Origin of the sequence: Hafnia paralvei (assembly GCF_020150375.1) — a bacterium.
Classification (GTDB): domain Bacteria; phylum Pseudomonadota; class Gammaproteobacteria; order Enterobacterales; family Enterobacteriaceae; genus Hafnia; species Hafnia paralvei.
On record NZ_CP083737.1, the window covers coordinates 1,433,109 to 1,455,332 of the forward strand.

19 protein-coding genes are annotated in these 22,224 nt (G+C 49.3%); 9 read left to right on the forward strand and 10 right to left on the reverse strand.

Annotated elements, in window-relative coordinates:
• The first annotated feature begins 169 nt into the window (after positions 1-169).
• The 4 genes from glnS to K9N75_RS06785 all read left to right on the forward strand — a co-directional run bounded on the left by glnS (position 170) and on the right by K9N75_RS06785 (position 6,870).
• A complete protein-coding gene (gene glnS, locus K9N75_RS06770) occupies positions 170-1,837 on the forward strand; it encodes a glutamine--tRNA ligase (RefSeq protein ID WP_130961971.1) in 1,668 nt (555 codons plus the stop codon).
• A gap of 567 nt (positions 1,838-2,404) precedes the next feature.
• Entirely contained in the window at positions 2,405-3,790 is a 1,386-nt protein-coding gene (gene chiP, locus K9N75_RS06775; protein ID WP_064574638.1) for a chitoporin ChiP, read from the forward strand.
• A gap of 57 nt (positions 3,791-3,847) precedes the next feature.
• A complete protein-coding gene (chiQ, locus tag K9N75_RS06780) occupies positions 3,848-4,177 on the forward strand; it encodes a ChiQ/YbfN family lipoprotein (protein WP_224452388.1) in 330 nt (109 codons plus the stop codon).
• 20 nt (positions 4,178-4,197) lie between these two features.
• On the forward strand, positions 4,198-6,870 hold the full coding sequence (locus K9N75_RS06785) for a beta-N-acetylhexosaminidase (RefSeq protein WP_224452389.1): 2,673 nt from the start codon (positions 4,198-4,200) through the stop codon (positions 6,868-6,870).
• 253 nt (positions 6,871-7,123) lie between these two features.
• Here K9N75_RS06785 and fur read toward each other — a convergent pair whose 3' ends face one another.
• The 4 genes from fur to ybfF form a co-directional block, all read right to left on the reverse strand.
• The gene (fur, locus tag K9N75_RS06790; RefSeq protein WP_008812759.1) at positions 7,124-7,573 is read right to left on the reverse strand and encodes a ferric iron uptake transcriptional regulator; all 450 of its coding nucleotides are present in this window, start codon (positions 7,571-7,573) and stop codon (positions 7,124-7,126) included.
• Positions 7,574-7,892: 319 nt separating this feature from the next.
• On the reverse strand, positions 7,893-8,420 hold the full coding sequence (gene fldA, locus K9N75_RS06795; RefSeq protein ID WP_004096485.1) for a flavodoxin FldA: 528 nt from the start codon (positions 8,418-8,420) through the stop codon (positions 7,893-7,895).
• Positions 8,421-8,541: 121 nt separating this feature from the next.
• Positions 8,542-8,817, reverse strand: coding sequence for a LexA regulated protein (gene ybfE / locus K9N75_RS06800; protein ID WP_004096488.1), 276 nt, complete (start codon positions 8,815-8,817; stop codon positions 8,542-8,544).
• 313 nt (positions 8,818-9,130) lie between these two features.
• A complete protein-coding gene (ybfF, locus tag K9N75_RS06805; protein WP_008812760.1) occupies positions 9,131-9,901 on the reverse strand; it encodes an esterase in 771 nt (256 codons plus the stop codon).
• A gap of 267 nt (positions 9,902-10,168) precedes the next feature.
• Between ybfF and seqA the strand changes: the two genes are divergently transcribed.
• The 3 genes from seqA (at position 10,169) to K9N75_RS06820 (ending at position 12,890) form a co-directional block, all read left to right on the forward strand.
• Complete coding sequence (seqA, locus tag K9N75_RS06810; protein ID WP_130976198.1) at positions 10,169-10,711, forward strand: replication initiation negative regulator SeqA; 543 nt, start codon at positions 10,169-10,171, stop codon at positions 10,709-10,711.
• A gap of 77 nt (positions 10,712-10,788) precedes the next feature.
• Positions 10,789-12,435 carry a phosphoglucomutase (alpha-D-glucose-1,6-bisphosphate-dependent) gene (gene pgm, locus K9N75_RS06815; protein ID WP_008812762.1) on the forward strand — a complete coding sequence of 549 codons (1,647 nt, stop codon included), beginning with the start codon at positions 10,789-10,791 and terminating at the stop codon, positions 12,433-12,435.
• Positions 12,436-12,569: 134 nt separating this feature from the next.
• Positions 12,570-12,890 carry a DUF3861 domain-containing protein gene (locus tag K9N75_RS06820; protein ID WP_008812763.1) on the forward strand — a complete coding sequence of 107 codons (321 nt, stop codon included), beginning with the start codon at positions 12,570-12,572 and terminating at the stop codon, positions 12,888-12,890.
• A 24-nt stretch (positions 12,891-12,914) separates the two neighbouring features.
• Here K9N75_RS06820 and kdpE read toward each other — a convergent pair whose 3' ends face one another.
• The 6 genes from kdpE to kdpF all read right to left on the reverse strand — a co-directional run bounded on the left by kdpE (position 12,915) and on the right by kdpF (position 20,964).
• A complete protein-coding gene (gene kdpE, locus K9N75_RS06825; protein WP_008812764.1) occupies positions 12,915-13,604 on the reverse strand; it encodes a two-component system response regulator KdpE in 690 nt (229 codons plus the stop codon).
• Between the two features lie 10 nt (positions 13,605-13,614).
• A complete protein-coding gene (gene kdpD / locus K9N75_RS06830) occupies positions 13,615-16,305 on the reverse strand; it encodes a two-component system sensor histidine kinase KdpD (RefSeq protein ID WP_039187113.1) in 2,691 nt (896 codons plus the stop codon).
• A 23-nt stretch (positions 16,306-16,328) separates the two neighbouring features.
• Positions 16,329-16,925, reverse strand: a complete 597-nt coding sequence (kdpC, locus tag K9N75_RS06835; RefSeq protein WP_008812766.1) for a potassium-transporting ATPase subunit KdpC — start codon at positions 16,923-16,925, stop codon at positions 16,329-16,331.
• A gap of 183 nt (positions 16,926-17,108) precedes the next feature.
• Entirely contained in the window at positions 17,109-19,175 is a 2,067-nt protein-coding gene (gene kdpB, locus K9N75_RS06840; protein WP_004096507.1) for a potassium-transporting ATPase subunit KdpB, read from the reverse strand.
• 11 nt (positions 19,176-19,186) lie between these two features.
• Positions 19,187-20,875, reverse strand: coding sequence for a potassium-transporting ATPase subunit KdpA (kdpA, locus tag K9N75_RS06845; protein ID WP_039187111.1), 1,689 nt, complete (start codon positions 20,873-20,875; stop codon positions 19,187-19,189).
• The gene (gene kdpF, locus K9N75_RS22820; RefSeq protein WP_020303872.1) at positions 20,875-20,964 is read right to left on the reverse strand and encodes a K(+)-transporting ATPase subunit F; all 90 of its coding nucleotides are present in this window, start codon (positions 20,962-20,964) and stop codon (positions 20,875-20,877) included. Before kdpF ends, kdpA begins: the two co-directional genes overlap by 1 nt.
• Positions 20,965-21,223: 259 nt before the next feature.
• Between kdpF and K9N75_RS06855 the strand changes: the two genes are divergently transcribed.
• On the forward strand, positions 21,224-21,721 hold the full coding sequence (locus tag K9N75_RS06855) for a hypothetical protein (RefSeq protein ID WP_008812769.1): 498 nt from the start codon (positions 21,224-21,226) through the stop codon (positions 21,719-21,721).
• Positions 21,722-21,972: 251 nt separating this feature from the next.
• On the forward strand, positions 21,973-22,173 hold the full coding sequence (locus K9N75_RS06860) for a YbfA family protein (protein WP_004096533.1): 201 nt from the start codon (positions 21,973-21,975) through the stop codon (positions 22,171-22,173).
• The last annotated feature ends 51 nt before the right edge of the window (positions 22,174-22,224 follow it).

The window sequence follows — 22,224 nt, forward strand, 5'->3', positions numbered from 1 at the left end:
CGCGTGCTGATATAGAGTGGTGATCAGTAGATCGACAACCTTTTGGCATACTTTCGAGATAACCACAGAAAAAACGCCGTGATAATGGCAACAAACGGTTGTTTCCCGCCACAGGTTGTAAGATCATTATTGGTTATGAGTCGCGTTTTTAGGCATAGAGGAATAGAAAATGAGTGAGGCTGAAGCCCGCCCAAGTAACTTTATCCGTCAGATCATCGATGAAGATCTGGCATCCGGTAAACATAATTCAGTTCATACCCGTTTTCCGCCGGAGCCAAATGGCTACCTGCACATTGGCCACGCCAAATCCATTTGCCTGAACTTTGGCATCGCCAAAGATTATCAAGGTCAGTGTAACCTGCGCTTTGATGACACCAACCCGGTGAAAGAAGACATTGAATACGTTGAGTCAATTAAACGCGACGTACAGTGGCTAGGTTTCGAGTGGAGTGGCGCAGTGCGTTATTCCTCCGACTACTTCGATCAACTGCACCAGTACGCGATAGAATTGATTACTAAGGGCTTGGCTTATGTTGATGAGCTGACCCCTGAGCAGATCCGTGAATACCGCGGCACCTTGACGTCTCCGGGTAAAAATAGCCCGTACCGTGACCGCAGCGTTGAAGAGAATCTGGCTTTGTTCGAAAAAATGCGTAACGGTGAGTTTGCCGAGGGCACAGCGTGCCTGCGCGCCAAGATCGACATGGCTTCTCCGTTCATTGTTATGCGCGATCCGGTTTTGTATCGTATCAAGTTTGCTGAACACCACCAGACGGGCAACAAATGGTGCATCTACCCGATGTACGATTTTACTCACTGCATTTCTGATGCCTTGGAAGGGATTACACATTCACTGTGTACTCTGGAGTTCCAAGACAACCGCCGTTTGTACGATTGGGTATTAGATAACATCACTATCCCAACGCATCCGCGTCAGTACGAGTTTTCTCGTCTGAATCTCGAGTATGCCATCATGTCGAAGCGTAAGCTGAACCAGTTGGTAACAGAGAAGATCGTAGAAGGCTGGGATGATCCTCGTATGCCAACGATTTCCGGCCTACGTCGCCGTGGCTATACGGCAGCCTCTATCCGCGAATTCTGCCAGCGTATCGGCGTGACTAAGCAAGACAACAACGTAGAAATGGCTGCGCTGGAATCGTGTATTCGTGACGATCTGAACGAAATTGCGCCGCGAGCCATGGCTGTGCTGGATCCGGTGAAAGTTGTCATCGAGAATATGCCTGCGGATAGCGTAGAGATGATCGCGATGCCAAACCATCCGAACAAGCCTGAAATGGGTAAGCGCGAAGTGCCATTTAGCAGCGAGATCTACATCGATCGTGCTGACTTCCGCGAAGAAGCCAACAAACAGTACAAGCGTTTGGTGTTGGGTAAAGAAGTGCGTCTGCGTAACGCCTATGTGATTAAAGCAGAACGCGTTGAGAAAGATGCAGAGGGTGAAATTACCACCATTTACTGTACCTATGACCCAGATACCTTAAGCAAAGATCCTGCTGATGGTCGTAAGGTGAAAGGCGTTATTCACTGGGTTTCTGCAAGTCATGCAGTACCGGCTGAATTCCATCTGTACGATCGTTTGTTCAGCGTGGCTAACCCAGGCGCAGCGGAAGACTTCTTGTCTACCATCAACCCTGAATCTTTGGTGATTCGCAGCGGTTTTGTTGAGCCAAGTCTGGGGGAGGCAACTTCAGAAGTGACTTATCAGTTCGAGCGTGAAGGCTACTTCTGTGCCGATTGTCGCTACTCGAAGCCTGACCATTTGGTGTTTAACCGCACCGTGGGTCTGCGCGATACGTGGGCAAAAGCTGGCGTATAATGTTCAGATAGCATTATCGTAAATTTGTTGATTCTGTGAAGCCACTCGCAATGCTGCGAGTGGCTTTTTTTATGCCTATCAGTAGCAAAGTGCTGTATCGGTATTTTCAAATTAGGTCATAAATGTAAAAAAAATAGTTTACTGATGTTATTTCTCGTCGAGCATAAACATTGCTGAAATATTCGTTTCGCGAATTAATTAGATCTAATTCCCCGATGATACTAAATGCTACTCACCTCTCTCTCCTTTTGTTTTATAAGTAAATTCCCTGATATTTACAATGGTATTACAAATATAATGCTGTTTTAAAAGGGGATTTTACGTGACCTAGACATGAAATGTGTCACATGTAACAAAACATTAAAATATGTGCACTCGGTCAAGAATTGACACAATTGTTTTACTTTTCATTTGATAATTCGCGTCGCGAAAAATAGTCTAAGAAGGTAGGTGAGCAATTGGGTTATTTACTCCACTACGAATTAACTTTTCCCATTTTAGGGGTTTTGCGTCCTAGGCCGGTGAACGTCGAAGGTCGCGTTTTTCAAGTCAAAGAGGAATTATTCTATGGTTACGCATCGTGTGAGGCGCAATGCTCTGACGCTTGCCATAACAGGGGTGTTATTAGGCAGTGGTTTTTATGCTATGCCAGAAGCCAAAGCTGAAGGTTTTATTGATGATTCAACGCTAACGGGCGGTATCTATTACTGGCAGCGTGAGCGTGACCGTAAAGACGTCACTACGGGCAACTATGAAACCAACCTGAACCACTCAACGTGGAACGCAAACCTCGACTTCTCGTCAGGGTATGCCGCAGATATGTTCGGTATTGATATTGCCGCATTCACCGCGATTGAAATGGCTGAGAACCACGATAGCGGACACCCCAACGAAATTGCATTCTCCTCGAAAAACAAAGGCTACGACGAAGACTACTCCGGCGATAAAAGTGGCATTAGCCTTTACAAAGCGGCGGCTAAATTTAAATACGGTCCAGTTTGGGCACGCGCTGGTTACATTCAGCCAACGGGCCAAACGCTATTAGCGCCACACTGGAGCTTTATGCCAGGTACCTATCAAGGCGCTGAAGCGGGGGCCAACTTTGACTACGGTGATGCAGGGGCGTTGAGCTTCTCCTACATGTGGACGGATAAATATAAAGCGCCGTGGCACACCGAAGTGGATGGTTTCTACCAGAACGACAAAAAGACCGGCGTTTCTTATTTGCATTCTTTAGGCGCCAAGTATGACTTTAAAAATGATTTTATATTAGAAGCAGCGTTTGGACAGGCTGAAGGATATATCGATCAGTATTTCGCCAAAGGTTCCTACAAGTTTGACGTAGCGGGCAATCCGATGACGACCAGCTATCAGTTCTATGGTACCCGAGATCGTGTGCATGACGGTGGCGTGAACGATATCTACGACGGCACGGCATGGCTGCAGGCGTTGACCTTAGGTTACAAAGTAGGGCAGTTCGATTTCCGCTTAGAGGGAACCTATGTGAAAGCGGAAGGTAATCAGGGCTACTTCTTACAGCGTATGACCCCAACCTATGCCTCTTCTAACGGACGTTTGGATATCTGGTGGGATAACCGCTCCGACTTCAACGCCAACGGCGAGAAAGCCATTTTCGGCGGCGTGATGTATGACCTCAGTAAGTGGGATATGCCGGGCTTTGCGGTGGGTGGCTCTTATGTTTACGCATGGGATGCAAAGCCGAGCACAAATCCTCAATACGATCAGAGTCAGCGTGTGAAAGAGAGCGCTTACAGCTTGGATGCGATGTACACCATTCAGGATGGTCGCGCTAAAGGCACGCTGTTCAAACTGCACTTCACTCAGTACGACAACCACTCCGACAACCCGAGCTGGGGCGGTGGTTACGGCAACATGTTCCAGGATGAACGCGACGTTAAGTTCATCGTCATTGCACCGTTCACCATCTTCTAAGCCTGAGACTCTGCACGTTTAACTCCACATGCAGAGTCACTTTGACGGGATATAAATATGAAAAAAACTCTATTGGTTATTGCTGCAGTCGTGGGAATGAGCGGTTGTGTGCAGCAGTCCACTGCGCCGCAAGAAGATCTCAAGCTCAAACAGGCCTATAGCAACTGTATTAACACGGCTGAAGGTAACCCAGACAAAGTGGACGCTTGCCAGTCAGTCCTCAATGTATTGAAGCAAAGTAAACAGCATCAGGCATTTGCCGAAAAGGAAAGCGTACGCGTATTCGATTACCAGAACTGTATTCAGGCGGCCAAAACCGGCGCTGGCGACAACTACCAGCAGGCCTGTGGCAAAGTTTGGCAAGAAATTCGCAACAACAATAACTGATTCAGGATGAGGCTTTTACGATGAGTAAATTTAAGTTAAGCACGTTGGCTGTTGCAGTATCCGCACTGGGCATGCTCGGTTTCTCTACGGTAAGTCAGGCCGATCAGAACGTTGTTGATCAACTGAGTCAGCTAAAAGTTAACGTGAAAGTGACAGACAATCGCGCGGCAGAGAACGGCGTTGACTGTGCTGCACTCGGCGCGGACTGGGCTGCGTGTAACCAGTCCGTCATCACTTTAACCAGCGACAGCGATATCAAAGCAAAAGATTGGGCGATTTATTTCCATAACCCGCGCCAAGTGCTTGATGTGAAAAACGATCAGTTCAAGATTACCTTTGTAACGGGTGACTTGCATAAGATCGAACCAACAGACAAATTCAAAGGCTTCACCGCGGGGCAAGCTGTTGAGATCCCACTGATTGGCGAATATTGGCAGTTGTTTGAAAGTGATGTCATGCCGCGTTGGTATGTGACCTCCCAAGACGCCAAACCAAAAGTGATTGCGAGCACCGATACTGAAGATTTGCGTCAGTTTGTAACACCATTTGCTGGTGATTTGTGGAAGCGTACCAAGGACGACAAAAACGTCCTGATGGTGCCAGAAACCCGTTTCGACAAAAACGCCGATGTTAAGCAGTTGCCAGCCCAAAGCCTGCGTGGCCAAATTATGCCAACGCCGATGGAAGTGAAAATTCATCAGCAGGATGTGGATTTGAGCAAGGGCGTAGCATTGGATCTTACCGTGCTAAACAAAGCCACTGCGGAAGCCGCTCAGCAGCGTTTTGCTCTGTTGGGGGTGAAGGATAATGCCAACGGTTACCCCATCAAAACCACCATTGCCGCGAAATCATTCAAAGGTGACTTGGCCGTGCCTGGTGCTTATGAGCTGAAAATCGGGCCTAAGGGTACCGAAGTGATTGGTTACGATCAGGCAGGTGTATTCTATGGCCTGCAGTCCATCCTTTCTCTGGTACCGAGTGACGGTAGCATGAAGATTGCAACCTTAGATGCGAAAGATGCTCCTCGTTTCCAATACCGCGGCATCTTCTTAGATATCGGGCGTAACTTCCATTCCAAAGAAGCAGTACACCGTCTGTTAGACCAGATGGCGGCTTATAAAATGAATAAATTCCACTTCCATCTGACAGACGATGAAGGTTGGCGTATTGAGATCCCTGGCCTGCCAGAACTGATCGACGTAGGCTCTAAACGTTGTCACGATCTGAGCGAAAAAGAGTGTCTGCTGCCGCAGCTTGGCTCTGGTCCAGATGCGAACAACAACGGTACAGGGCATCTGACCCGCGATGAGTATATTGATATTGTTAAATACGCTCAGGCTCGCCAGATTGAAGTGATTCCAGAAATCGATATGCCTGCACATGCCCGTGCAGCGGTGGTTTCTATGGAAGCGCGCTATGACAAACTGAAAGCCGCTGGGGATGAGAAGGGGGCCAACGAATTCCGTTTGGTTGACCCAACGGATACCTCAAATACGACCTCTGTGCAGTTCTACGATCGTAAGAGCTATTTGAACCCTTGTTTGGATTCATCTAAGCGCTTTGTCGACAAAGTGATCGGCGAGATTGCTCAGATGCATAAAGAAGCGGGCCAACCGCTGACGACGTGGCACTTTGGCGGTGATGAAGCGAAAAATATCCGCTTAGGGCCAGGCTATCAGGATAAGAATGGCAAAATTGAGCCAGGTAAAGGCATTATCGATCAGAGCAAAGAAGATAAGCCTTGGGCTCAGTCTCAGGTTTGTCAGACGCTGATTAAGAGCGGCAAAGTCGAAGACATGGAACACTTGCCAAGTCACTTTGCGATCGAAGTTAGCCAGATCGTCAATAAGCACGGTATTGAAAAAATGCAGGCGTGGCAGGATGGTCTGAAAGACGCTAAAGACTCCAAAGCGTTTGCGACCAAGCGTGTGGGCGTCAACTTCTGGGATACTCTGTATTGGGGCGGCTTCGACACCGTCAACGATTGGGCGAACAAGGGCTATGAAGTTACCGTCTCTAACCCAGACTACGTCTATATGGACTTCCCATATGAAGTGAATCCGCAGGAAAACGGCTACTACTGGGGAACTCGCTTTAATGACGAACGCAAAATCTTCAGCTTCGCGCCAAATAACATGCCACAGAATGCGGAAACCTCTGTAGACCGCGACGGCGCATTCTTTACTGCCAAGAGCGATAAGCCATGGCCGGGAGTGTATGGTCTTTCGGCTCAGCTGTGGAGTGAAATCACACGTACTGACGAAATGATGGAATACAAAATCTATCCTCGTGTAATGACTGTCGCAGAGCGTTCATGGCATCGCGCTGGTTGGGAACAGGATTACAAAGCGGGTCGTGAATACAAGGGCGGAGAAACTAATCTGGTTGATAAGAAGTCTCTGCTCAGCGACTGGCAGCGCTTCGCCAACCTGATGGGGCAGCGTGAGCTCGCTAAGATGGACAAAGCCGGTATTGGCTATCGTCTACCGGTGCCTGGTGCCAAAGTTGTTGGCGGTAAACTGGAAGCGAACGTCGCTCTGCCGGGGATAGGGATTGAATATTCTGTAGATGGTGGCAAACAGTGGCAGCGTTACGACGCGAAAGCTCAGCCAACGGTTTCCGGTGATGTTCAGATTCGCTCAGTTAGCCCAGATGGCAAGCGTTACAGCCGTGCAGAACCCGTGCAGGCTTAATCTGTAGGAAAGTGTTCCCTGCTCTGCATAGGGGAGGGAACACGGAATAAAATGGTTTTATCACTGCGTTTTAATCATTGGGTCGGATAAACCTGATAACACGTTGAGCTGTGAGTTGTTTCGCCCCTTGCCTGAGGGGCTTTTTTTCGCCTGTCACTTTTATTTGCAACCTTTGGCTACAGCGTCACTACCGCAAATTTTAGGCAATAAAAAAGCGACCCTAAGGTCGCTTTATGCTGCTGAAAATACAGGTTTACGCTTTGCTGTCGTGCAGCGTCTCATCTTCACGGCAATCACCTTCCGAGCAGTGACCATACAGGTACAGGCTGTGGTTAGTGAGCTGAATACCATATTTTTTAGCAATTTCATGCTGACGCTTCTCGATGGAATCGTCGCTAAACTCAATCACTTTGCCACAATCCAAGCAGATCAGGTGATCATGATGGTGTTGCTGAGTCAGTTCGAATACAGATTTGCCGCCTTCGAAATTGTGGCGAGTAACAATACCCGCGTCGTCAAACTGGTTTAAGACACGGTACACGGTTGCCAGACCGATTTCTTCACCCATATCGATCAGCTTCTTATACAGGTCTTCTGCGCTGACGTGGTGGCAAGTTGGATCTTGCAGAACTTCCAGAATCTTAAGACGCGGAAGCGTGACTTTAAGTCCAGCCTTCTTTAAAGCAGTATTGTTATCTGTCATTCGGATTCTGTCCCGTTACTTGGCTCGGAGACGTTTAGGATAGACTGCATTTGCTGCCAGCGTTGCCTTAATTGTCACCGAACTGAAAATATAATTGAGATTCATTATAAAGCTGATAGCGGTAAATGGGAACCGCGGCGTGTTAACAACTTGGGCGTAATTACACGGTGGAAATAAAACGTAACACACTGACAAATATGTGACTCTGCTGACTGTGGGCGTCATAGCGGGAAAAATGAGTTACACAAATGTTGCAAACTGCTTTCACCAATCGCTGAAATACCCGCAGACTTTCATGGTCTGCGGGCACAATTTCATTTTAGCCAGTAATCTCAGACAGGCTCATTTCATCAGAAATCTGTTTTACCCACGCATCAACGCGAGCTGCGGTCAGTTCAGGTTGACGGTCTTCATCGATAGCCAAACCGACGAAGGTTTTATCATCAACCAGTGCTTTAGACGCTTCGAAATGATAGCCCGCTGTTGGCCAGTGGCCTACGATAGTTGCCCCACGAGGTTCGATCAGATCGCGGATAGTCCCCATCGCGTCGCAGAAGTACTCTGCATAATCTTCTTGGTCGCCGCAGCCAAACAGAGCAACCAGTTTTCCGTTGAAGTCGATCTCTTCCAGTGAGGGGAAGAAGTCGTCCCAGTCACACTGGGCTTCACCGTAATACCACGTTGGGATGCCAAGCAGAAGAATGTCGAATGCTTCGATGTCTTCTTTGCTGCTTTTGGCAATGTCATGAACTTCAGCAACGTCTTTTCCGAGTTGCTTTTGGATCATCTTAGCGATGTTTTCCGTGTTGCCCGTGTCGCTGCCAAAGAAAATGCCTACGATTGCCATGTCGCGTTTATACCTTTTATATCAAATAATTAAACTAGATTCTTGAAAAAGACCAGTACGTACTTTACGCACTATAGCACTTTCAACCGCATTGATTTGTCGTCATTGTGTGCTGGCGGCGTTAAGATTTTAAAATTTGATCGAGCAAAATTTGTTCAATCAATTCACTGCGGCTAATATTTTGTTCCTGAGCCAGACGATTCAGCATTTCAACCGCTTCTTCGTTAATTTTCAGCTCGACACGACGCAGTCCTTTCACTTTATCGCGGCGCAGTTGGTTGCGTTTGTTAATTCTTAGCTGTTCATCCCGGGATAACGGGTTGGTTTTTGGGCGACCCGGACGACGTTCATCTGCGAACAGATCCAGAGTCGTGCGGTCCGTTTGTTCTTTGGCCATATCAGGTAGCGGTACTACAAGGAGAATTTTGAATCTGCGTAACGAATCAGATCATGATTAACATACTAGGGCCATTCACCCTTTACCGGCACTATCCTTAAACAGCAAAACAGCCTGCCAGAATAATAGCGCGCCATAATACCCTAGCCCCCCCAGCGGCGACAATCCTTAATCTTGCTTACCTTACTGACGTCAGATGGTTTTTTCTTCAGGGATGTTGGCATGAGGGTGTTTCTCTCGGCTTTTACACTTGTATTAGAGATGCAGAGAAAGTGGGGCTAGCGCAGGCTCACCCCAGATTTGAGCTAGGATTTTAGATATCAGAATCTAGAAAGCGGTGCAGCGTGCGTAACACCAGTTCGGGTTTTTCTGCATGTAGCCAGTGCCCAACGCCTGCGATGACATGGGCGCGGGCATGAGGGAACTGGCGCGCAATCGCCTCGCGATGGCTGTCCTGAATGTACGGGGAAAGCCCCCCTTTGATAAACATGACGGGGCCTTGATAAGGCGCAACGTCTTGCCAACCAACGATGTTTTCGTATTGCTCCCAAAGCGCCGGCACGTTAAATAGCCATGCACCGTCCTGAAAGGATTTCAGCAAAAACTGTATAACGCCTTCTTCCTGAAGATAGTGACGCATGACGTCTGCGGCGTCTTGGCGACGCGTTACCTGTGAGTCGGTGACGGCGTTGATGGCGGTAAAAATGGTGTCATGGCGGCGAACTTTGTAATCGACCGGTGCAATGTCCAACAACGCCAAGCGACGAATACGTTCGGGGGCGAGCGCGGCAAGCGTCATTGCCGCCTTACCCCCCATCGAATGACCGATCACGTCGAGCTGTGGAAGTGACAAATCATCGATGAGTTCTAGCAGATCTTCGGCCATCGCGGCATAGTCCATACGCTCAGAACGCGGCGAGTGACCGTGGTTACGCATATCGACCTGAATAATTTTGCGGTCGCTACGCAAGTCTCTTCCCAAAATGCCCAGATTATCAAGGCTGCCAAATAGGCCATGAATTAGAAGCGTTGGTGGGAATTGTGCCTGCTGAGAAGGTAGGTGTTCGCGGTAATTGAGTTTCATATCGTTGCGTCTATGTTTGTGCGTCTATGTTTATTGAATCGATGCGTCTAGCGATCGCTACGAAAAGAATATTGTAACAAATAGGTTACCACGGCTAATCAAGATTGTTAGCCTTAACGCGTTATCAGCCCTAGTTTAGGGATATTATTTCTCTCTCATTGGGAAAAAACTCACTGAATTTACGACAGCATTGGGTTTACGCTATCCGCATGAGACGTTTAACTTTATAATCCTGCTGATTAAGTCGTAAACCTGTATTGGATAATGATGAAAACTATTGAAGTCGACGAGGAGCTGTACCGCTACATTGCAAGCCATACGCAAAGTATCGGTGAAAGTGCTTCTGACATATTGCGCCGCCTGCTGAAAGTCTCTGCTGAACATAAAGCGACAACTGCTCCGGTTGTGGCTCCGGAGGTAACCACTGCGCCCGCTACTGCCGTGGTTACTGCGCGTCCGGTAGATCGCGTCCGTACCATGCGTGAGCTGCTGCTTTCCGATGAGTACGCCGAGCAAAACAAAGCGGTAAATCGCTTCATGCTGGTACTTTCAACCCTATATTCCATTGATAATCAGGGATTTGCTGCCGCAACCGAATCTCTGCATGGTCGTACCCGTGTTTATTTTGCCGGCGATCAGCAAACGCTGCTGCAAAATGGCACTCATACTAAGCCTAAACACGTCGCTGGCACGCCTTATTGGGTGATCACCAACACGAACACAGGTCGCAAGCGCAGCATGATTGAACACATCATGCAGGCTATGCAGTTCCCCGCTGAACTGATTGAAAAAGTTTGCGGGACTATCTGATTTCAGAATTGCCTAAGGGAATCAGGCTAAATAGCCCCCTTAGGCACTCAATAATTTAAGCGTAGGGAGAAGTGACCATGGCAAATCACCCCCGTGCCGGGCAGCTAGCCCAGCAGAGCGATTTGATTAACGTGGCTCAACTGGTTTCTCAATACTATGTATTGACGCCAGAAGCAGGTAATACGTCTCATGCGGTAAAATTCGGCACTTCAGGTCACCGTGGAAGTGCCCAGCGCCATAGTTTCAATGAAGCACACATTTTAGCCATTGCGCAGGCGATTGCTGAAGTGCGTAAGGCGAATGGTGTTGAAGGTCCATGTTTCGTAGGCAAAGATACCCATGCGCTTTCTGAACCTGCGTTTATCAGTGTGTTGGAAGTTCTGACCGCAAACGGCGTAGACGTAGTGGTGCAGCAGGATAATGGATTTACGCCAACGCCAGCGGTTTCTCATGCGATCCTGACGCACAATAGCAACAAGAATGCAGCGCTGGCTGATGGCATCGTCATTACTCCTTCGCATAATCCGCCAGAAGATGGTGGGATTAAATACAATCCGCCAAACGGTGGCCCAGCCGATACCGACCTGACTAAAGTTATCGAGCAGCGTGCGAATGAACTGCTGAGCCTCAATTTGCAGGGCGTGAAGCGTCAGACATTAGATGCGGCGTGGAACAGTGGTTTGGTGCATGCCAAAGATTTAGTGCAGCCATATATTGAAGGTCTGGTTGATATCGTTGATATGCCAGCCATTCAACGTTCAGGTCTACATTTAGGTGTCGATCCACTGGGCGGTTCCGGCATCGAGTATTGGCAGCGTATTGGTGAGCACTACAAACTCGATCTGACATTAGTGAACGATCACGTTGATCCTTCATTCCGCTTCATGCACTTAGACCATGATGGCGTGATCCGTATGGACTGTTCATCGGAAAGCGCGATGGCAGGCTTGCTGGCGCTGCGCGATCAGTTTGATTTAGCGTTTGCCAACGACCCCGACTACGATCGCCACGGCATCGTTACCCCGTCAGGGCTAATGAACCCGAATCACTACTTAGCGGTGGCTATCAATTATCTGTTCCAGCATCGCCCACAGTGGGGCGCTGATGTTGCCGTAGGTAAAACGCTGGTATCCAGCGCCATGATTGACCGTGTCGTTAACGATTTAGGTCGCAAGCTGGTGGAAGTACCAGTGGGCTTCAAATGGTTTGTTGATGGACTATTTGACGGTAGCTTTGGATTTGGTGGTGAAGAAAGTGCGGGCGCCTCTTTCCTACGTTTCAATGGAACGCCTTGGTCAACAGATAAAGATGGCATCATCATGTGTCTGCTAGCCGCTGAAATTACCGCAGTGACGGGTGAAAATCCCCAGCAGCATTACAATAAGCTGGCTGAGCGGTTTGGTGCGCCAAGCTATAATCGTATTCAGGCTCCGGCTACGCATGCGCAGAAAGACGCGCTGTCCAAGCTCTCCCCTGAGATGGTGAAAGCTGACAAATTAGCGGGTGACCCGATTACGGCGCGTTTGACCAAAGCGCCGGGTAACAATGCTTCTATCGGTGGGCTGAAAGTCATGACCGATAACGGCTGGTTCGCGGCACGTCCATCCGGCACTGAGGAAGCATATAAAATTTATTGTGAAAGCTTCTTGGGTGCAGAGCATCGTCAGCGTATCGAGAAAGAAGCTGTAGATATTGTGAGCGCAGTGCTTGCTAGCGCTAAATAAACGCTCTCCACAGCCATATTGAATCAAGCGCCGTTTTAACGGCGCTTTTTTTATGCCGCAAAATGTAAAACGCTGAAGATTTATATATGATAAAAGTTATCATTATCAAAAAATAATCATCAGAGAAAAACACGATGCCTGGATACCGTTACCGTATTACCGTTGAACCTATCGCCGATCGCAAAGGCGAGCCGATTGATAAAGCTCCGATTAGCTTTGAAGTTGAAAACCACGATGAGATTTTATCTATCGTTGAGCGCTTGGGCGCTCGCGATGATTTGCCATTTACCGGCGATAAATCTAAGGCTTTTGCTGTAGGGCTAAAACTGTTTTCTGAGTCACTTCTGGAGAACCGCAAACATCCATTGTTTGACGATCTGCGTGACGCATTCCGCGCTTTTATGATGACGTTAAAAGGCATCAAGCGCGGAGAGAGTCAAGACGAGCAGAAATAACCGTTGAACACATGCTGCGTAGGGCTACAGCATAAACCGATAGCCGACGCCAGTTTCGGTGAGTAAATGTTTAGGGCGGGCAGGCTCGGCTTCCAATTTTTGCCGTAAATGCCCCATATAAATACGCAGATAGTGACTATGTTCCACATAGTTAGGCCCCCACACCGAGCTAAGTAACTGACGTTGAGTCAGTACTTTTCCGGCGTTTGCGATAAGCTCGGTAAGCAGACGAAATTCAATCGGTGTGAGATGCAAATCCTCTCCGGCACGGGTTACGCGCCGGTTAATCAAATCCACTTCAATATCTGAGAATTGAATGAGTGGGCTCTCCTGATTTTGTTGCGCGTGACGGCGCAGCGAAACTCGTACCCGAGCCAGTAGTTCAGCGACGCCAAAGGGTTTGCTGAGATAGTCATCAGCACCGGCATCCAACGCCAGCACTTTGTCAGACTCTTCGGCGCGGGCGGAAAGCACGATGACCGGAATTGAGCTCCACTGGCGCAAATCGCGGATAAAGTCGAGCCCGTCACCGTCCGGCAGCCCCAGATCAAGAATGATCAAATCCGGCTTTCTGGTGCCCGCTTCTATCAAACCACGTTGTAGGGTATCCGCGTCAAAAACGCGCCAGCCCTCATTTTCCAATGCGGATCGGACAAAACGACGGATCTCTTTTTCATCTTCAACGATGAGGATATTTATCGGAGTCTGATTCACGTTATCTCTTTTAAAACTCTTCTTCGATAGCGGGGGGAGCCTCAAGCGGTAATGTGAAATGGAAACATGCACCGCCTTGCGCAATATTTTCTGCCCATATTTTCCCGCCGTGTACTTCTATAATGGCACGACAGATGGCTAATCCCAAGCCGACGCCGGGAATTGCTGATTCTTTATCACCACGGGTGAATTTATTGAAGATAAGCTGGAGCTGTTCTGAGGGTATGCCTGCGCCACGATCTTCAATTTCGACTTCAAGCCAGTGCTCGCTGGCTTGCGCGCGGATGGTTAATGGAGACTCACTTCCAGCATATTTACCGGCGTTTTCCAGCAGATTCTGGATAACGCGTTCAATCAGGTTACCGTCGCAGTTAACGAGTGGTAGATCGGCTGGCAAATCAATATTCAGCGGATGCGAATTTAGCATGGGCTCAAGTGTATTAACGGCGCTACCGACGATTTCCTCCAGCGATTGCCATTCTTTGCGCAGGTTAAACCCGCCCGATTGGATGCGTGCCATATCCAACAGATTGTTCACCAAACGGGTGGTGTTGAGTATTTGCTGACGTATTTGGTTAGCCTGCTGCGCGTGGGGGGATTTTTCGGCGGCGAGATCTAAGGTCAGAATCTCTGCTTGTCCAAACAGAACGGTGAGCGGCGTACGTAAATCGTGCGATAGCGCAGCCAATAAGGAGTTGCGTAGCTGCTCTCGCTCGGTGTCCAGACGCGCGCTGGCCGCTGTTTGTGCCAGATGCAAACGTTCAAGGGCGCTGGCAATCATCACAGCGTAGGTTTGCAGCAATCGCTGTTGTTCAGGCACCATCAACTGGCGCAGGTTGATGGGTTCGATGGCCAGAACGCCAAAAGCTTGCTGTGCTGTGCTCAGAGGCAGTAGCTGGTAGGGAACACCAGGAAGCGTATCGGTACCTGCCCCTGCGGGCTGTTGTTTGTCAAAGCACCAGTGAGCGATGGCGAAATCAACACCTGCAACGCCTTCCTGTGGTGGCGTGATTTGCACGAGCGGTGTGTCATCACTGGGAATAAGTACGGATGTCCGAGCGTTAAAACTGCTATTAAGGAAATAGCTCCCACTACGAGCAATGTCTTCATTGGTGATCGCATTGCTGAGCGCTTTCGACAGTTCGTACATATGACGAGCGCGCAGCTCACGGTAGCGGGCAACGCGTGCCTGATAGCGAACTCCTGCGGTCAGATTACCGATCACGATCCCGACCGTTAACATAACGCCGAAAGTGACCAAGTACTGCACATCGCTTACCGCAAACGACCACTGTGGCATTACAAAGAACAGGTCAAAGCTAGCGACGCTAACCACAGCAGAAAGTACTGATGGCCAGCGACCATAAAATAGCGCAACGACGACGACGCCCAGCAAATAGACCATCACGATATTGGCCTGATCAAAGCTTGGGAAAATAATCTTCGCGAGTAAGGTTATAAGCGCGCATAGCGCGACAGCGACGAGGCAGCCACGAATTTGTACTCGCCATTTTTCACTGAATGGGCGTGCATCTTGCTCTTTGCTGGCGGTTCGCGGCTTGTCTTCTACGGCAACGATGATTAAATCTAAATCAGGTCCCAGCTTAGCCAGACGGTCAGCAAAGCTTTCATGCCACCACCAGCGCCACTCCTTTTTATTGCGGCGGCCAATAATGATTTTCCCCAGATTATGTTCACGTGCGTAGCGTAGAATCGCTTTTTCTTCGTTGGGATCGGAGAGGGTGGTAGTTTCTGCACCAAGCTCTTGTGCAAGCTTAACGCTACGCAAAATAGCGCGGCGCTGATTTTCCGGCAGACGATGTAGGCGCGGTGTTTCCACATAAACCGCATGCCAGATACAGCCAAGCCGAGCGGCTAGCCTTGATGCCGTTCTCACTAATTTATCGTTATCAACATGATGTCCGATGCATAACAGAATGGCATCGCGAGTGTGCCAAACTCGCTCTTTATCTTGGCTACTGCGAAACTCACGCATTTGTTCATCGACGCGGTCTGCGGTACGGCGCAGTGCCAATTCGCGCAGCGCAATGAGATTGCCTTTGCGGAAAAAATGTTCGATGGCGCGCTCGGCCTGACCGGGAATGTAGACTTTGCCTTCATTTAGACGCTGGCGTAAATCGTCGGGGGGCAAATCGACCAGAACAATTTCACTCGCGTCATCGAAAATACGGTCAGGGACTGTTTCGCGTACACGAATACCGGTGACGGAGCCCACGATATCATTCAGGCTTTCTAAGTGCTGAACGTTAACCGTGGTAAGCACGTCAATGCCTGCGTCCAACAGTTCTTCGACATCTTGCCATCGTTTAGGATGACGAGATCCCGCGGCATTGCTGTGCGCCAGCTCATCCATCAGGATGAGCGCAGGATGGCGGGCAAGCGCCTGATCGAGAGCAAACTCTCGAACCTGACGCCCACGATGATGAATACGTTTGAGCGGTAGAACTTCTAAACCGTCAAGCTGAGCCGCCGTTTCTGAGCGTCCGTGAGTTTCCACTACGCCAACTAATACATCGAGCCCTTGGGCGCGTAAACGCTGCGCTTCTTGTAGCATGGCGTAGGTTTTCCCCACGCCAGCGCAGGCGCCGAAAAAGACTTTCAGCTTGCCGCGAGGTTTCTCACACACCTGGGCCAATAAAGCATCAGGGTCAGGGCGGCGTAGTTCTTCATCATCTACCATGTGATTCTCTTTTTACTTGCGGCTTACGATGGGTTGCCAGTGGTATTGTGGGGCAATAACGCATCCAGTGCCATATTCAGTTCCAACACGTTCACAACCGGTTGGCCAATGAAATTCGGCATGCTGCGTTTGGTATTCAAGGCAATTAATTTTTCAACGCTGGCTAGTGGTAGGTCTCGTGCTTTAGCAACGCGCTCTGCTTGATAATAGGCTGCCAGTGGAGAGATATGTGGATCTAAACCGCTGCCTGAGCTGGTCATCAGATCGACAGGAATAGAGGCTGGCGCCAGCGGGTCAGCCTGACGTAATAATGTTGCACGTGCTTGCAGATTTTTATCCAGCTGTGGATTGGATACCGCCAGATTACTGCCGCCAGAGGCCTGTGGATTGTACGGTGTATCTGCGGTGGCTGATGGACGCCCCCAAAAATATTTCGCTTGGGTAAAGTTTTGTCCAATCAAGCGGGAACCGACGGCAACGCCTTCGTGTTCAATCACGGAACCGTTGGCCTGCGAATTGAACATCACCTGAGCCAAACCGGTGGTCAGCAACGGATAAGCGATCCCGGTGATTGCGGTTAAAATCAACATCATCATGATGGATGGACGTAGTAGCGACATTATTGATTCCTTAACATTATAGACTTTGCTAAAAACAGCCTCAGAGCGTAATCGCGCTTTCTGAAGTCTGATTTTAGGGGAGGTACACCGATGAGGTCGCAGTGGCAACGCCGCTTAAGCCTCCACGGTGTGAAATCCCCGTGTATCTCGATCTGTTAAACGCTTAGCATCAGCGAGTCTGTATTAAGCTAAACCGCAGACGGTTAGCAGCATGTCTATCAGCTTGATGCCGATGAATGGCACCAGTAATCCACCCGCACCGTAAACCCACAGGTTACGGCGCAGCAGGGCGCTAGCGCTGAGGGGTTTATAGCTCACACCTTTAAGCGCCAGCGGGATCAGGAATACGATGATCAGGGCGTTGAAAATAACCGCTGACATAATCGCAGACGCTGGCGATGTTAAATGCATAACGTTAAGCGCATTTAACTGTGGATAGGTAGCCGCGAACGCTGCCGGAATAATGGCAAAATACTTCGCTACGTCGTTGGCAATACTGAATGTGGTCAGTGAGCCACGCGTCATCAGCATTTGTTTACCGATATGCACCACTTCAATCAGTTTGGTTGGGTTGGAGTCCAAATCAACCATGTTGCCGGCTTCTTTAGCCGCCTGAGTCCCTGAGTTCATTGCAACCGCAACATCAGCCTGTGCCAGCGCTGGCGCATCGTTGGTGCCGTCGCCGGTCATGGCGACCAAACGTCCCTCCGCTTGATACTGGCGGATGAGGGCTAATTTGGCTTCGGGAGTCGCTTCGGCTAAGAAGTCATCGACGCCAGCCTCCGCAGCGATAGCCGCGGCGGTTAAACGGTTATCACCGGTGATCATCACCGTTTTGATCCCCATACGGCGCAGTTCAGAGAAGCGCTCTTTGATACCGCCTTTCACAATATCTTTCAGCGCGACTACGCCGAGAATGCGGCCATCTTCAGCCACCACCAGCGGTGTACCGCCGGTGCGAGCCACGCTTTCTACGCGTTCATCAACGGCGCGTGGAAATTGCCCCTGATTGGATTCTACGTGGCGGCGAATGGCATCAACCGAGCCTTTGCGGATCATCCTTCCCTGAACGTTTACGCCGCTCATGCGGGTTTGCGCAGAGAAGGGCACAAAGGTGGCACCCAGCGCATGTAAATCGCGTTCACGTAAGTTAAAGCGTTGCTTGGCTAGAACGACGATGCTGCGCCCTTCAGGCGTTTCATCGGCCAGAGAAGCCAACTGTGCTGCGCTGGCGAGCTCTTCTTCGCTTACACCGGGTACCGGTAGAAATTCGGTAGCTTGGCGGTTACCCAGCGTAATCGTGCCGGTTTTGTCCAGCAGCAACACATCCACGTCACCGGCGGCTTCTACCGCACGCCCACTGGTGGCGATGACGTTAGCGCCTAGCATCCGGCTCATACCTGCCACGCCAATGGCTGATAGCAATCCGCCGATGGTGGTTGGAATTAAGCAGACTAGCAGCGCCACCAATACGGTGATCGTCACCGGAACTCCAACTTGACTCGCTTCGGCGCTGAATAGAGAGAACGGATACAGCGTCGCGGTAGCCAGCAAGAACACCAGCGTTAAAGCAATTAATAAAATGGTGAGCGCTATCTCGTTAGGGGTTTTACGGCGTTTTGCGCCTTCAACCATCGCAATCATGCGATCTAGGAATGTCTCTCCTGGATTCACCGTGCATTGGATCACCAGCCAGTCAGATAGGATGCGTGTACCGCCTGTCACAGAGGAGAAGTCACCGCCGGATTCGCGGATAACCGGTGCAGACTCACCGGTGATGGCGCTTTCATCGACCGATGCCCCTCCTTCAATCACTTCGCCATCGCATGGAATGGTGTCACCTGCTTCAACCAACACAATGTCGCCTTTGCGCAGTGAATCGGCAGAAACCTTTTCCTGCGCAGCGTCGTGTTCGCTAGAGGCTAACTTTTTCGCCCAACTGGTTTTTTTTACACCTTTCAAGCTTTCGGCCTGAGCTTTGCTGCGGCCTTCAGCCAGTGCTTCGGCAAAGTTGGCAAACAGCACGGTAAACCATAGCCAAATAGCCACGCTGCCGGTAAAGGCGGCGCTGCCTTCGCTTTGCCCAATAAGAATAGAGAGCCAGATGATGGTGGTGAGAATGCTGCCCAAATACACCACAAACATCACCGGGTTTCGCCACTGAATGCGTGGATCTAATTTTTTAAAGGCATCTTTGATAGCGGTACGGACCAGTTTTGGTTCGAACAACGCGCGTTGTTTACGAGTCATTATTTTATCTCTCAACGTGTTAACCAAACTTGCAGGTGTTCAGCCACCGGACCTAACGCCAGAGCGGGGATAAACGTCAGTGCGCCGACCAGCAAAATTGTTCCGACTAACAAACCGATGAACAGTGCGCCCTGTGTGGGAAGCGTTCCGTTACCTGCCGGCTGGCGCTTTTTCGCTACCAGAGAACCTGCGATTGCCATAACCGGAATGATGACGCCAAAGCGACCCAAGAACATGGCAATGGCCAACAGTACGTTGTAGAACGGTGTGTTGACGCTTAACCCAGCAAAAGCACTGCCGTTGTTGTTGGCGGCAGAGGAGAGTGCGTAAAGCACCTCGCTAAATCCGTGCGCGCCGGGGTTGAGAATGCCTGCGCGTCCTGCATCGGTCATCAATGCAACAGCGCTACCTATCAGCACTAGCGCAGGGGTGACCAAAATGGCGGCGGCGGTCATCTTCATATCGAAAACTTCGATTTTTTTACCCAGATATTCCGGTGTACGGCCAATCATCAAACCCGCAATAAAGACGGTCAGGAGAACGAATAAAAGCATGCCGTAAAGGCCTGAACCGACACCGCCAAAGACGACTTCACCGATCTGCATTAGCCACATTGGCACCATGCCACCGAGAGCAGTAAAAGAGTCGTGCATAGCATTAACTGCGCCACATGAAGCAGCGGTGGTGACTACCGAATACATCGCGGTGGCCAAAATACCGAAGCGAGTCTCTTTACCTTCCATATTGAAGTTGCTGTCTGCGCCTAAGGCCGATAAGTGCGGATTTCCTTGCAACTCGGCGTACATCACGACGATCACGGCAACGATAAAAATCAGGCTCATGGCCCAAAGCAGCGTATGGCCTTGGCGGTTTTCACCCACACTCTGTCCGAATGCAAAGCAGAGTGCTGCTGGTATTAAGAAAATGGCCAGCATCTGAACCATGTTGCTGAGTGCAGTGGGGTTTTCGAATGGATGAGATGAGTTAGATCCAAAGAAACCGCCACCGTTGGTGCCGAGCAGTTTTATGGCCTCTTGTGAGGCAACCGGGCCCATAGGCAGTAACTGAGTGCTTCCCTCAAGCGTGTGGACTGTCACGTAGCCGTGCAGGTTTTGCAGTACGCCTTGGCTGACGAAAAACAACGCAATAATGATAGAGATTGGCAGCAGCACATAAACAGTGATGCGGAATATATCAACCCAAGCATTCCCTAATGTTGTCGCTGAATGACGTGCGAAACCACGGATAAGGGCAAATACAACGGCAATCCCTGTCGCAGCGGAAAGGAAGTTTTGTACGCTTAAACCGGCCATTTGGCTAAAGTAGCTGAGTGTGTTTTCGCCGCTGTATGCCTGCCAGTTAGTGTTGGTGACGAAGCTCACGGCGGTATTCAGCGCTAAGTCCCAAGATAGCCCCGGCATGTGCTGTGGATTCAGCGGTAGTACGCCTTGTGTCATCAACAGAATGAACAGAACGAATAGGCCGAGCAGGTTAAACGCCATGACGGCTAACAGATACTGTAACCACGTCATTTCTTGCGGAAGGATCCCGCAGCAGCGCCATAGGCCATTTTCGAAACGGCGCATAGCAACAAAAGGTTCGCCATCAATCAAACGCGCTAACATGCGTCCCAAAGGCAGCGCTAAGGCAAAAAGCACCACAAGAAACACGGCGATGAGCAGAAACGCAGAAGCAGCCATTAGAACTCCTCCGCGTTGAACAGTGCGTAGATTAGATAGGCCAGCAGCAATACAACAAGTATGGCGCAGGCGATCACCCCGATATTCATACAACCTCTCCCAAGGCATTTTTGATACTGCTTAGCCTAGATAATTAAGTAAATAAATAACGTAAAAAGGGCGGGGTGGGGTGTAAAAAAAGTATAAAAATGATGAAAAAACGGTCTGTATCTGGGCATTTTGCAAGCGCACTGTAATCAGAAAAAATGAGTGGAATGCTTTTCGCAAATATCACGATAGCCAGTGGAACACCTCTTTTCCGCGCATTATGGTGACGCCATCCCGTTTGAGACATAAAGGAGATAAGTCATGCTGGCGGTTTATCAGATACATACTTTTTTATATGCGTTACTACAGCAGACGCAAATTGCGCTTCAGCAGCAGGAAATCCAGAAATTTATTTGTACGTCATCTCATTCTGCAACCCAGCGGTTGATGTTAGATAGAGCGACTACGCCGTTATTGCTCTCGGCATTACTGTTTAATCGCCAGATGAATCGGCTGAAAGCCAATGAAAGTGAACAAGCGGCTCAGGTTTGGAAAACGCTATGTTTGCCATTAAAGCAGTTTCCAAGTTCAGGCCGACTTTTACTTAATGAAAAAACCAATGAGCCTGAGCTGAAAAGAAGGTTAACGCATTTAGCCGTCGGGTTAGGAGGCACAGAGCTTAGGGTGTTAAGAGGCTTTTCATGGTTGGTTTTGTATTTATTTAATGGGTATGAAGTGTGCCTGTTGTGCTTGATTGAGTCGTCACTGTTCAGTGAAGAAGTGCTGGATGCCTATTTTTCTCAGTTTTTGTTAATTTAATGTATCCATAAAATAACTAATGTTAAGTTAATATTTAACTATGTGGTAACAAAATTACATGAAGTAACAATGAAGGTGAAAAAAACACCAAATATAGTGGTCGGATGAGTAGTAAACTTTCAGCGATTGAGGTAATATTTTGTTCAGATTACAGGCAAGCCTGTTTACGAAACATTTTAATTTATAACGTTCGCTGCTTTTGTTTGCTTTACCTTCCTTCAGGGAAACAGCTACGTTTTAAGGAGGAGTATATGTACCAACAGTATTCATTATCTCGAATTCTCCTGCGTCGTTGTGGAGTGGTTATTGCCGGTGTTTTGGCTCTTCCGGTCATGTTATTCCGTAGCGATCGCGCACGTTTTTATAGCTACCTTCACCGTGTCTGGTCAAAAACCAGTGACAAGCCAGTCTGGCTGGCGCAGTCTGAGCAGGTAACGGCAGATTTTTATTAATTACAGTTAGGTCAGCTTCTAACGTGAAAAAACCACCTCATCGTAGGTGGT